At 63.7% G+C, this 12,648-nt stretch carries 9 protein-coding genes; 3 read left to right on the top strand and 6 right to left on the bottom strand.

What is annotated here, in order from left to right:
* Nucleotides 1-4: 4 nt before the first annotated feature.
* From B0E50_RS06495 to B0E50_RS06510, 4 genes are all read right to left on the bottom strand, one after another.
* Nucleotides 5-2,764, bottom strand: coding sequence for an EAL domain-containing protein (locus B0E50_RS06495; RefSeq protein WP_077440378.1), 2,760 nt, complete (start codon nt 2,762-2,764; stop codon nt 5-7).
* 66 nt (nt 2,765-2,830) lie between these two features.
* Complete coding sequence (locus B0E50_RS06500; RefSeq protein WP_077440379.1) at nt 2,831-3,607, bottom strand: iron-containing redox enzyme family protein; 777 nt, start codon at nt 3,605-3,607, stop codon at nt 2,831-2,833.
* A gap of 479 nt (nt 3,608-4,086) precedes the next feature.
* Nucleotides 4,087-4,755: an NAD(P)H-binding protein gene (locus B0E50_RS06505; protein WP_077440380.1), complete on the bottom strand. Its 669-nt coding sequence runs from the start codon at nt 4,753-4,755 to the stop codon at nt 4,087-4,089.
* A gap of 82 nt (nt 4,756-4,837) precedes the next feature.
* Entirely contained in the window at nt 4,838-6,670 is a 1,833-nt protein-coding gene (locus B0E50_RS06510; protein ID WP_077440381.1) for an FAD-dependent oxidoreductase, read from the bottom strand.
* A 288-nt stretch (nt 6,671-6,958) separates the two neighbouring features.
* Between B0E50_RS06510 and B0E50_RS06515 the strand changes: the two genes are divergently transcribed.
* Nucleotides 6,959-7,795, top strand: coding sequence for a DUF4097 family beta strand repeat-containing protein (locus B0E50_RS06515; protein WP_168170821.1), 837 nt, complete (start codon nt 6,959-6,961; stop codon nt 7,793-7,795).
* Nucleotides 7,796-7,954: 159 nt separating this feature from the next.
* Here B0E50_RS06515 and bla read toward each other — a convergent pair whose 3' ends face one another.
* Both bla and B0E50_RS06525 read right to left on the bottom strand, forming a co-directional pair.
* Entirely contained in the window at nt 7,955-8,827 is an 873-nt protein-coding gene (bla, locus tag B0E50_RS06520) for a class A beta-lactamase (protein WP_077440383.1), read from the bottom strand.
* Between the two features lie 145 nt (nt 8,828-8,972).
* Nucleotides 8,973-9,677, bottom strand: coding sequence for a glutathione S-transferase N-terminal domain-containing protein (locus tag B0E50_RS06525; protein WP_139350772.1), 705 nt, complete (start codon nt 9,675-9,677; stop codon nt 8,973-8,975).
* Between the two features lie 138 nt (nt 9,678-9,815).
* Between B0E50_RS06525 and B0E50_RS06530 the strand changes: the two genes are divergently transcribed.
* Together B0E50_RS06530 and B0E50_RS06535 are read left to right on the top strand one after the other, a co-directional pair.
* Nucleotides 9,816-10,340, top strand: a complete 525-nt coding sequence (locus B0E50_RS06530) for a DUF1697 domain-containing protein (RefSeq protein WP_077440384.1) — start codon at nt 9,816-9,818, stop codon at nt 10,338-10,340.
* Between the two features lie 107 nt (nt 10,341-10,447).
* Nucleotides 10,448-12,646, top strand: coding sequence for a penicillin acylase family protein (locus tag B0E50_RS06535; protein ID WP_077440385.1), 2,199 nt, complete (start codon nt 10,448-10,450; stop codon nt 12,644-12,646).
* The last annotated feature ends 2 nt before the right edge of the window (nt 12,647-12,648 follow it).

The following is a 12,648-nucleotide window of genomic DNA, read 5'->3' on the forward strand; positions in this document are numbered from 1 at the left end:
GCCTTCAGTTGCGCCTGGGTGGCACCAGGCGGAGTCGTGACGATGGAACCTGCGGCTGGTTCGGGCACAGCAGGTGCAGGACCTCGTCGGCCTTCAGCGGGTACGAATACAGATAACCCTGCCCTTCGGTGCAACCGGCGCGCAGCAGGAAATCATGTTGTGCCTCGGTCTCGATGCCTTCCGCGATCGTGCCCAGGCCAAGACTTCTGGACATCGCCAGCATGGCCTCGGCAATCGCGCCATCGTTCGTGTTGCCGGGCAGGCCGGTGACGAAGGAACGATCGATCTTCAGGAAGGCCACGGCCGGCAGCTTGAGGTAGGCCATCGAGGAATAGCCTGTGCCGAAATCGTCGACCGCCACGTCGATGCCAAGCGCATGCAGGGTGCGCATCGTGCGCTCGGTCTCGTCGCCCAGTCGCAACATCGCACTCTCGGTGATCTCCAGCAGCAGGCGCTTAGGCGACAGCTGCCGCGACTGCAGGGTGCGGCTGACGCCGTCGACGAACGCCGGGTGGCCGAACCAGCGTGCCGAGACATTCACCGCCACGCGGATCGGCGGCATGCCGGCCAGATCCCAGACCTGGATCTGCGCGCATACGGCCTGCATCACCCATTCGTCGATTCGGCGGATCATGCCCAGGCTTTCCGCCACCGGAATGAACTCTCCCGGCAGCACCTCGCCACGATCCGGATGCTGCCAGCGCAGCAGCGCCTCCACCGCCACGATGCGCCCGGTGCGCAGCTCGACGCTCGGCTGGTAGAGCATATGGAACTCGTTGCGCGCCAGCGCCTGCCGCAATTCGCTGGCCAGTTGTAGGCGTCGGCGGGTATCTGCATGCATCATCGGCGTGTAGAAGCGGAACGTGTTGCGCTCTTCGGTTTTCGCCGTGTACATCGCGGCATCGGCGTTGGCGATCAGCGCCGCCGCATCGACGCCATCCAGCGGATAGCCGGCCACGCCGATGCTGGCACTGAGCACGACCTCGTAATCGTCGATCACCAGCGGCTCGGACAGGCTGACCAGCAGCCTGTTGACGATCGCACGCGCGTCCTCGCGCAAGCCCAGCCGGTTGATCAGTACGGTGAACTCGTCACCACCGATGCGCCCTGCCACGTCGCTCTCCGACAACTGCCGGCATATGCGCTCCGCGACCTTGATCAGCAGGCGGTCACCGATCGCATGGCTGTAGCTGTCGTTGACGATCTTGAATGCGTCCAGGTCGATGAACAGCACGACCACCGCCAGCCGTTCGCGCTCGGCCACCGCAATGGCCTCGCTGCAACGCCGTTCGAATTCCGCCCGGTTGACCAGCCCGGTCAGTGGGTCATGCCGCGCCAGGTGTTCCAGCCGATGCTGATGCAGCTTCGCCTCATGGATGTCGGTGAACACCGCGACGAAGTACAACACCTGATTGTCCGCGTCGCGGATCGCGCTGATGCTGATGTGTTCGGGGTAAGTGCTGCCGTCGCTGCGGGTGCTCTGCACCTCGCCGATCCAGTTGTGACCGCCAGCGATATCGACCCAGATCGATTTCGGCAGGGGCTTGCCGTCGGCCAGACGCCGGCTGTCGTCGAAACGCTTGCCACGCAACGCCTGGAAGGTGAACCCTGTGATGTCGGTGTGCGCGGCATTGGTCGAGATCACGCGGCGATCGGCGTCGGCGATGATCACGCCCTCGACGATGCTGGCCAGCGCCTCGGCCGCGACCTTGCGCTCCTGCTCGATCGCCACGCGCTCGGAGATGTCCCGGATGATCGCCTGACGCACCGGCATGTTTCCCCAGGTGACCACACTGCTCTGAGTCTCCACCGATCGCTTTGTGCCCGCTTCGCCGAGCAGCACATTGCTGGCTGCGCGACCGGCCTGCTGCCCCGCCAGCGACTGCTTGAACAGATGCACGAAACGGTCGCCGATCAGTTCGCCTGCATCACGCCCGGTCCATGCCGCAGCCGTTCGGTTGACGTCGAGAATGCGCCCGCTGTTCTCGTCGACCATCACGATCGCATCGGCAGCGCTGTCGAACAGCAGGCGATAACGCTCCTCGCTGCCGCGGATGCTTTCAAGAATGCGCCGGCCCATGCGCAGCCACAGCAGCGCAGCGATGAAAAACGCGCCAAGCACACCCCAGAACAGCAGCTGGCCAAGCCATACCGCCCCCTTCACCATCTCGATCGAGAACACGTTCGTACGCGGTGCCACGTAGGCATTGAGCGCATGGATCCGGGCGCGCTGTCGCGTGATCTCCGCACTGGATGGGCCGCCGTTGCGATAGGCCTGCTGCAGTTCATCGGCAATCGTGCCCAGCTCGTCCAGCGACGCATCGGTGGAATGCCAGGCCGCCAGGGCTTCTCGTACATGCGGCGCGCCGGAAAAATGCTGCAGCATGAAAGTCATGCCCGATTGTGCGGCCGGCATGATGTTGCCGCGGGTGAACACCCGCGTGATGTCTTCCTGGCGAAAATGCCCGGAAGCAATGGCATCACGCCCCCAGCGGTCGGACTGGAGCAGCCCGTTGTTGTTCCTGAAGCTGGCAAGATCTGCAGCGGAGCCATCGATGGCATAGTTGTCCAGGTCGATCACCGCCTGCTTCTGCGCCTTCGACCAGACACTCTCGCTGTTGAGGAAACCAGCGAGAGTGACCTGGACCTGCAGTACACCCCAGGTCAACGCCATGATCAACGCAATGGCAACCGCAAGTGCATAGACCAGCGGCATCAGACGCCGAGACAATGGCCGTTGCAGACTGTTACCGACGAAACGCATCTAATGTCCATCTCGGATTGATGACACGGCAGCGTTCCGTTGCTTCAGCATGCTTCCAGCTGCTGCTCAGGCCACTGCCTCTCTTGCCACCCACAAGTCGCGGCACGTCCGGATGCAGCGGTCACCAAGCAGGATCATGCTCATGTAGCTCCGCTTGATGCACTCGACCAGGTGCGCCACCTCGTCGACCGAAGGTGCCTTGCCCATCAGCGTGCACACTATATCCAATGCCTCCCAAGGATGGACATCGTCATACGCAGCGTGCAGGTGCAGCCAGCGCAGGCTCGACGCCCTGATCGATGGATCGAAGCTCTCGCGGTACTTTGTACTCTCGTAGATCATCCGTGACCACTCGCCGGTGACTCCCTCGATGGCGTAATTGGTCGATACCATGCCGGCCGCGAGGGTACCGCGGGCGCTGATTTCCTCGCACCAGCGGGTGAGTCCGTCGGTGCCGTGGGGGATGACGCCGTGCAACAGCTCAGTGCGTGGAACCCCTGCGCCCTCGGACCAGTTGAGCCAGTATTCGGCATGGTTCTGCTCGACCCGGATGTTCCGGACCAGCCAACGCCGTGCCATGTCGTCGCCCGGGCTGCGGCCATAACGGGTCTTCAGCAGGTTCAGCGCCATGAAGCTCGGGAACCGCTCGATGAAGGGCCACAGTCCCATCATGAAGTTGCGGGTGGACTCATGATCGAGCTGCAGGTCGACCATCATGGCCCAGATATCGTGATCCAGGACGCGCTGCTTGGTGCTCTCACATTCGACCACCATGTCCTGCGCCCATTGCGGGTAGCTGGTCAATTCGGTCAATGCACCGGTACGTTCGAAATGAATGTTCATCTGATTCTCCTCGCGATTGGACTTTCGGGTGGGTTGCTGGGTTGACCGACCGGCACGAGAGGTTCGTGTGCCGGCCCTACCCCGGCATCGAACAGTGATGCCGGAAATCCTTGATGCGTGCCTCGCTCTCGAACTCACATATACATATGTATGACGCATGATGCGGGCGCCGGCACGACCCCGTGACATCTGCTTCTGTCCCGGACGTCGGAGGGTCGATGTTGGCCAGCGTAACGCGCTGTCCGTGCCTGTCGCGAGCATGAGGCGCCTGTGGCGCCGGGCCTGTCTGGCTACCGCACTGCAATCCTGCAATGTCGGGGGAGTGGCGCGCCCTTCCAGCCTGGTCTTCCCGGCGTCTCAAGGCACGGGAACGTGCCGACCAGGTCGCTCGCAGCTGCGGATGAAACTGTCCGCGTGTGTGGGTGAATCACGAGGTTGCTGCAACCGTCCATAGCTGGTTGCCTTGCGATAACACGCCCTCAGGCACGCCCGAGCGCACTGATGTCAGCAGCCTCCAGCACTGCCCCGGGTGCGCCACGGCGAGCCACTACCAGCATCGCGCGACCGACGATCTCGGTGCTCAGCACAATATTCGGCAGCAATCGGCGCAGCAGCGGCAGCAAGGGCCGTGTCAGCGCATAGAACCAGCGATACGCACCCGTCTTCGAGCGGATGCCATGCAGCGGTTGGATGATCCCGGGCCGGAACACATACACCGCCCTGAACGGCAGGCGCTGCAGTGCGTTCTCAAGCCGCCCGCGCACTCGCGCCCACATCACCGTCCCAGCCTCGCTGCTGTCGGCGCCGGCACCGGAAACATAGACGAAGGTCATCTGCGGGTTGAGCCGTGCCAGCGTCCGTGCCGCAGCCAGCGTGAGGTCATGGGTCAGGCGCGTGTACTGCGTCTCCGTCATGCCGGACGAGGTCACGCCGATGCAGAAGAAGCAGGCATCGAAATTCGTCAGCTCGGATTCGATCGCGCTGCAATCGGACAAATCCCGATGCACCAGCTCGCGCAGCTTCGGGTGCTGCTGGCCGGTCGGGCTGCGGCCGAGCGTCGTCACCTGCGTCACGTCATCGGCAAGCAGGCATTCGCGCAATGCCCCCTGGCCAACCATGCCAGTGGCACCGAAAAGCAGGATATTCATGATCCGGTTCCCTCGGCTGCGCCTGGACGCTTCACAGGATAGACCGGATCAGGCCTCACTTTGCGAGGAAAGTGCTCCTTTCCTATCGACTCGCCACCTGCGTGAATCCGTCCGCACTCCACCTTTCGCTGCCCACGCCGTGGTGGACGAAGAACAGGCCATCCGGATCGTACTTGCGCTTCACCGCTGCCAGTTTCGGGTAGTTGGTGCCCCAGAACGCAGCCTGCCAGTCACGTTCGAAATAGTCGCTTTCCGAGACATAGGAACCTGCATCGGGAGCGACTTTCAGCAACTCATCCATCGCCTTGCCCATGCTGGCAGCAGCATGCCTCGCCCCGGTCAGATCGGGACCGGGCCCTGGCATGCCGGGAAAGGCCGGCGGACCTTCGCCGGCGATGATGGCCAGTGCGAAGGCATCCAGTACTGCCGGGTTCGTCGCCGTGTCCTTCGCCGCGGCGATTTCGTCTGCAGGCGCACCAGCCAGACCCTTGTTGAAATGGAAGGCCGTCTCCCACTGGCGGGTACTGGCAAATACCGCGTCGGCCAAGGCAGCCTGCCGATCCTCGCGCAGCAGCGACGCCGGCATCCACGCCGACTTGTAGCCATGCAGAAACTGCCCGACCTGGCCCTGATCGCCTGCCCACAGCACATGATTTCGCGGCGCCCCTGACCGGTCGTCCGCCACCATCGCACCCGGCGCATATTTCTGGAGGAATCCCGGGTCCCAGATATGTCGGGCAGGCATGCCGAGAATCTTTATCTCGCTGGCGAAAGCGTACTGCTTGCGCGCACGTATCCAGTCGAGGAAAGGCGCCCAGATTTGTTCGGCCTGCTTCTGCTCCAGCCCCTGGAACAGCATGGAGATGCGCAGGGTGTTGTTGCTGCGGAAAACCATCTGCTCGCCCCAGTGGGGATTGAACAGGTCGCTCCGGTAGAACGCGATGGCCCGCGCGATCAGCTCTCGATAAGCGGTATCCGAAGATGCCTTGATCGCGCCGGACACCACGCCAAAGGTTTCAGGTAGCTCGCGCATGCGCAGAGTCAGCCGGGTGACCACTCCAAGGCTGCCCCCGCCGCCGCCCTTGATCCCCCAGAACAGGTCCGGGTTGGTGCAGGCATTGGCAATGCGCACTACTCCGTCAGCCGTGACGATCTCCGCTTCCAGCAACCCGGCCGCCGCGGTGCCGTAGTTCTTCGAAAAGCTGCCAAACCCGCCGCTCTGAACCAGGCCTGCGACGCCCACGGTGGTGCAGCCACCACCTTGCACATACCGACCGCCGCGCGTGGTCACCGCATCGTAGGCATCGATCCACATCGCGCCGGCGCCAACCGTTACCGCGGGTTGCGGTGCCTGCCGGCCCGAGCAACCCTGCGCGACGAAGGCGTCGTGCAAGGTGACGTCGTTCATGTGCCGCGTCCATACAAGCAGCGAATCAGGTGCATCGGATGTGCCCTGATAGCTGTGGCCGCCACCCTTCACAACCAGGCGCAAATGATGCTCACGCGCGAAGTTGACCGCGGCCACGACATCCGCCGCATTCTCTGCCGCCACCGCATAGGCACTGGGCTGCGAGGTCCACGCGTCGACCCAGCCACTGGTCTGGGTCAGTGCAGGCTGATCGCCGATGTAGTACGGGTTCTTCAGGTGCCTGAGAGCCTCGCTGCAGGCAGCGCTGGTCGGCGTCACGACGCAGTTGGCAAACGGCGATTCCAGTTTGAGCAGCCGGCCTCCCACATCCCGCCTCAGCGCCTCCCAGCGGGCCGCCGACGGCCACGCCGCATCACCGGGACGCACACGTGAACGAAAGGGAGAAGTCGGTACGACCCCGGCAAGGGCCGGTGAAAGCATGCGCGGCAATACGGCCGGCAGGAACGGGATCGCCAGCGCGGCCTTCAGCAAATCTCTCCGGTTCATCGCATTAACCTCTGCCACGGTTGTCGTGAATATACGCACTGTTCGCTGCGCAGACGACGCAGACAAGCTCCAAGGGGCGGATTGTGCCGGTCTGGTGACCAATTGGTATGTTCAGGGGATGAACTGCGGCAGGAAAGAAGCCGGATGTGTCGGACCGCGACAGCACCAGGCACCCGTGCCGATCGGCATGCTGTCGAAGGTCATGTATCGCGCACAGGTGGACATCACCTATAAATGGGCAGCGATATCGGCATGCCTGACCGACATGACCAACCTGGAGCAGACCTCATGCGCAAAGCCACCCTCGCCCTGTTGCTTACCATCGTGCCGCTCGCAGCCAGCGCAGCCGACTGCCGCTACAGCGCGCCGCGCAACGCCGATCTCGATGCCACCGGCTTGAACAGCCTGCTCCTGACACTCGGCTCCACCGACCTGGACATACAGAGCGTGCCGGGCCTGAACAAGGTGGAGGTGCGCGGCACCGCCTGCGCCTCGGATGCGTCGTGGCTGAAGGATCTGCAGATGGACGCCAGCCGCAATGGCGCGCAAGCCACGGTGGACACCCGGCACGACCGGGGCATGATCACCTTCAGTCTGTTCGGTTCCAGCTATGCGTATCTGAAATTGCAGGTGCGCGTGCCTGCCACGCTCGCGGTCCAGGTCGACAGCGGCTCCGGCGACGTCAACGCAAGCAACCTCGCGTCGCTGGATTTCAACTCGGGCTCGGGCGATCTGACGGCAGACCACATTCATGGCGCGCTGGCCTTGAAACTCGGCTCGGCCGATGTGAAGGCGCAACATGTCGGCAGCGTCGAGCTGCACCGAACCGGCTCGGGCGATGTGCACATCGATGGCGTGAGCGGTGACGTGCAGGCCGATCACTCCGGTTCGGGCGACCTCGACTTCAGCAACGTGGATGGCAGTGTCGACATCGGCTCAACCGGGTCAGGTGACGTCACGCTCAGCAGCATTGGCCACGACGCCAGGGTCGGCAGCACCGGCTCGGGCGATGTCACCGCCAATGGCGTCAATGGCGATTTCACCGTGGGCGCCAGCGGCAGCGGTGACATCCGCCATGCAGACGTCAAGGGCAAGGTCAGCGTACCGAAGAACGACGACGACTGAGTCGCGGTATCCCGGCTGTCGAGGGCACGCCCAGCGGCTGCTTCCACATCCGTGCTGGTAATCGCCGGTCGTTTTCCTGCACAAAAAGAAGCCTTCGGATTGGCGGATCCATTGAACCTTGGCGAGTGCCGCGGCTCCTTTGCGATCATCGCCGCACCTTTAGATCGACGCAGCGATGCGCCCCACCTCCGCCAGCACGGCATCGTGCCCGGCACTGTCTGCTGGCCATGCCGCGTAATAGGCGGTCACTAGCAGCGGCTTGCGCTGCGGTGGCCAGATGATCGCGATGTCGTTGCTCTCGCCGTGCGCGCCGCTGCCGGTCTTGTCTCCCACCTGCCAATCGCCAGGTACGCCCGCGCGCAGCTTGTCGACACCAGTGCGAGTGGCGCGCAACCACTCGACCAGCTGCCGGCGCGAGGCCATGGAAAGCGCATCGCCCAGCAACAGCGTGCGCAGGTCGGCAAGCATCGCGTTCGGTGTGGTGGTATCACGCACATCGCCCGGGCCGCCTGTGTTGAGTTCGGGCTCGATGCGGTCCAGCCGCGTCAGCGGGTCGCCCAGTCCACGCGCATAGGCCGTTACCGTGGCCGGTCCGCCCAGACTGGCCAGCAGCAGATTCGCCGCCGTGTTGTCGCTCACCGTGATGGCTGCTTCGCATAGCTCGGCCACGCTCATGCCTTGCCCGCCCGTGCGGTGACTGGTCACCGGCGCCCAGGCCAGCACGGACTCCTTGCCGAAGACGATGCGCCGGTCCAGCTGTTCCGCGCCGCGGTCGACCCGTGCCAGCACCGAAGCCACGGCCAGCAGCTTGAACGTGCTGCACATCAGGAAGCGTTCGTCCGCACGGTGTACAGCGCGGCGCCCGCTGCCGGTATCCAGAATCGACACGCCCAGCCGGCCACCGTACTTGCGCTCCAGCGCAGCGAGGCGCGTCACCGCAGTCTCCGCAGAAGCGTCGAACGAAAGCGCGGGGCGAAGCACGAGCGCGGCAGCCACTGCGGTAGCTCCCTTGAAAAAATTCCGACGATTCATGCCATCACCTCATGCGTAGGAAACCCGGCGCCTGTCATGTGCGCCATCCCACCCTACTCACCCATGCAGGCATTTCTCGGCGCAGTCCGTGGCGATGGCAAGGCAACCGCAACGCGCGGCAGTACCCGGCTCACTGGCAAGCTGATCAGCCCCGGCCAGGAATTCCCAAGCCGCGCTTCACCGCCGGCCGGGCCAACGCACGATCGAGCCATGCGCCAACGTTGCCGAAACTGTCGTACGCCACGAGTTCACGCGCCTCGTAGAACGTGATGAGGTTGTTGACCCAGCCGAGCGTGGCGATGTCGGCAATCGTGTAGTCATCGCCCATGATCCACTGGCGTCCTTCGAGACGATTATCGAGCACGGCCAGCAGACGTTTCGATTCCGCGACATAACGTTCGAGCGGTCGCTTGTCGGCAATCTCCCGGCCGGCAAACTTGTTGAAGAAGCCCACCTGACCGAACATCGGGCCGATCGACGCCATCTGGAAGAACACCCACTGGATGGTTTCCCAGCGTTGCGCCGGATCGGCCGGGATGAACCGGCCCGTCTTGTCCGCCAGATAAAGCAGGATCGCGCCCGACTCGAACAGGCCAAGCGGCTGACCGCCGGGGCCATCCGGATCGATGATCACGGGAATCTTGCCGTTGGGATTGAGCGACAGGAACTCCGGTACATGGCTCTCGCCTTTCATGATGTCGACGAGGTGCGGCTCGTAGGGAAGCCCGGTCTCCTCCAGCAGGATCGACACCTTCACGCCGTTCGGCGTGTTGAGCGAATAGAGCTGGATGCGGTCGGGATGTTGCGCCGGCCAACGCGTGGCGATCGGGAAGTCGGACAGTTGGGGCACCGCTTGCTCCTGCATCGTAGGGATGTGATGCAAGGTAGGTTGTTGCGCCGGCAGGTTCAATACCGGATGGCTGGCGCTTGAATCCATCCCGGACGAACAGGAAACTGATCGCCCTCGACCGGATGGGGCAACTCGGGCATGACCAGCTATGTAGCACTGCTTCGCGCGGTCAACGTCGGCGGCACCGGCAAGCTGCCGATGAGCGAACTGAAGGCGATGTGTGAAACGGCCGGCTTCACCGACGTCCGCACGTATATCGCCAGCGGCAACGTGGTGTTCGGCAGCAGGCTTGCCGAAGCTGCCGTGAAGAAGAAGCTGGAACAGGCATTGCACGACCATGCGGGCAAGCCGGTCGGCGTCATCGTGCGCACGTCGGCCGAGATGGCCCAGGTCCTCGCCGACAATCCGTTCCCGGACAAGCCGGGCAATCGCGTCGTTGCGATCTTTCTCGACAACGCTCCTCCCGCAGGCGCGCTGGACGCAGTGACACATCAGAAGGATGAGCGGCTGGCCTGCGGCACGCGCGAAATCTACGTGCACTACGGTGATGGCATGGCTGATTCGCGCCTGACGATACCCGCCGCGAAAAGCGGTACCGCGCGCAACATGAATACGATTGCCAAGCTGGCCAAGATGGGCGCCGAGCTACAGGCAACACCCTGACGGCGCCACGCGGCGTGATGACCCGATGACCTTTGAGCCATGGCGGGACCACCAAGGAAAGTGCATCCTGACCCCGTTTTCCAACAACACCCGGGACGGGACAGCTGATGTCCGCACGCAGTACGAAGTACCTGCCATCGCTCACGATCGCTGCCCTGCTTGCGCTCTCGTTCGCCACGGTCGTCCGGGCCGGCACACCTGACGAAGCGCGCTGGCACCACGAAGCACAGGCGGTCACGATCACCCGCGACGACTGGGGTATCGCGCACGTGCATGGCAGTACCGATGCCGATGCGGTGTTCGGCATGGCTTATGCGCAGGCCGAGGACGATTTCAACCGCGTCGAGACGAATTACCTCAACGCGATGGGACGCTTGGCCGAGGCCGAGGGCCAGTCCGCGATCTGGCAGGACCTGCGGATGAAGCTGTTCATCGATCCGGTCGTGCTGAAGTCGCTTTATGCGAAGAGCCCCACGTGGCTGCAGGCGTTGATGAACAGCTGGGCCGACGGGCTCAACTACTATCTCGCCACCCATCCGGACGTGCATCCGCATGTCATCAAGCACTTTGAACCATGGATGGCGCTCAGTTTCAGCGAAGGCAGCATCGGCGGCGATATCGAACGCGTATCACTCAATCGGCTGGAAGCCTTCTACGGTCGCAACCCTGCGGCGCTCGCCCGCGTGGATCCGCCTTCGAGCTGGCAGGAACCGACCGGATCGAACGGCATCGCGATAGCGCCGAAGCTCACGGCCGACGGCCACGCACTGCTGCTGATCAACCCGCACACTTCGTTCTTCTTCCGTTCCGAACTGCAGATGACCAGCGACGCCGGACTCGACGTCTATGGCGCGGTCACCTGGGGGCAGCTCTTCGTCTACCAGGGCTTCAACCAGCACATCGGCTGGATGCACACATCGACCGGCCTCGATGCGGTCGACGAGTTCGCCGAGACGATCGTGCACAAGGACGGCAAGCTGTTCTATCGCTACGGCAGGGAACTGCGGCCAGTAACCACGCGGACCATCGACGTGCCCTACCGCGCGGAGGATGGCTCGATGGCCGAGCGCCGTTTCACCGTGTATGCCACGCACCACGGCCCGATCGTGCGCGAGGCAAGCGGCAAGTGGATCGCCATCGCGCTGATGAACGAGCCACTCGAAGCGCTCGAACAAAGCTGGCTGCGCACCAGGGCCAGCGACTACGCCAGCTACATGAAGGGGGCCGAGCTGAAGGCCAACTCATCCAACAACACCATCTTCGCCGACGACAAGGGCGAGATCGCCTATCTGCATCCGCAGTTCATCCCCAAACGCGACGATCGCTTCGACTACACCAAGCCGGTCGACGGCAGCGACCCGGCCACCGACTGGCAGGGCCTGCTGCCGCTCGACGCGGCACCGCATCTGCTCAACCCGCCGAACGGCTGGATCTTCAACACCAATGACTGGCCCTACTCCGCTGCCGGCCCGTACAGCCCGAAGCGCGCCGACTACCCACGCTACATGGATACCTTTGGCGAGAACCCGCGCGGCCTGCATGCGCTACGCGTGCTCAGCGACCAGAAGGATTTCACGCTGGCCTCGCTGATCACCGCCGCCTTCGATTCCTATCTGCCTGCCTTTGCACGGCAGATCCCGATACTCGTCGCCGACTACGATGCACTGCCCGCCGACAATCCGTTGCGCCAGAAACTGGCCGGCCAGATCGCCATGCTGCGCCATTGGGACTATCGCTGGGGCATCGCCTCGATGCCGACCTCGCTCGCGGTGTTCTGGGGCGACACCCTGTGGGACGAAGTGAGCAAGGCCGACACTGCCGAAGGCTTGTCGATCTACGACTACATGGCCGAAAAGGCCGGCCCGAAGGCCCGCCTGCAGGCGCTGCTCGAGGCATCCGACCGGCTGGAGAAGGATTTCGGCAGCTGGGGCGTGCCGTGGGGCGAGATCAACCGCTACCAGCGCATCAACGGCGACATCGTGCAGCCATTTGACGATACGAAGCCGAGCATCCCGGTACCGTTCACCTCCTCACGCTGGGGCTCGCTGGCCTCGTTCGGCGCACACCGCTGGCCAGGCACGAAGCGCTACTACGGCACCAGTGGCAACAGCTTTGTCGCGGTGGTCGAGTTCGGCCCCAGGGTCCAGGCCCGCGCCATCACCGCCGGCGGCGAGAGTGGCCATCCGGATTCACCGCATTTCAACGACGAGGCCGAACGCTATACCACCGGCAACCTGCGCACCGTCTACTTCTGGGCCGACCAGCTGAAGGGGCATACCGAACGGATTTACCATCCGGGAGATTAAGG

The sequence above is a fragment of the Rhodanobacter sp. C01 genome (genome assembly GCF_002001045.1).
Classification (GTDB): domain Bacteria; phylum Pseudomonadota; class Gammaproteobacteria; order Xanthomonadales; family Rhodanobacteraceae; genus Rhodanobacter.

Bases quoted from the DNA above. Each gene is read 5' to 3' on its own strand.
- B0E50_RS06495 (WP_077440378.1), bottom strand. From the start codon at position 2,764: ATGCGTTTCGTCGGTAACAGTCTGCAACGGCCATTGTCTCGGCGTCTG.
- B0E50_RS06500 (WP_077440379.1), bottom strand. From the start codon at position 3,607: ATGAACATTCATTTCGAACGTACCGGTGCATTGACCGAATTGACCAGC.
- B0E50_RS06505 (WP_077440380.1), bottom strand. From the start codon at position 4,755: ATGAATATCCTGCTTTTCGGTGCCACTGGCATGGTTGGCCAGGGGGCA.
- B0E50_RS06510 (WP_077440381.1), bottom strand. From the start codon at position 6,670: ATGAACCGGAGAGATTTGCTGAAGGCCGCGCTGGCGATCCCGTTCCTG.
- B0E50_RS06515 (WP_168170821.1), top strand. From the start codon at position 6,959: ATGCGCAAAGCCACCCTCGCCCTGTTGCTTACCATCGTGCCGCTCGCA.
- bla (WP_077440383.1), bottom strand. From the start codon at position 8,827: ATGAATCGTCGGAATTTTTTCAAGGGAGCTACCGCAGTGGCTGCCGCG.
- B0E50_RS06530 (WP_077440384.1), top strand. From the start codon at position 9,816: ATGACCAGCTATGTAGCACTGCTTCGCGCGGTCAACGTCGGCGGCACC.
- B0E50_RS06535 (WP_077440385.1), top strand. From the start codon at position 10,448: ATGTCCGCACGCAGTACGAAGTACCTGCCATCGCTCACGATCGCTGCC.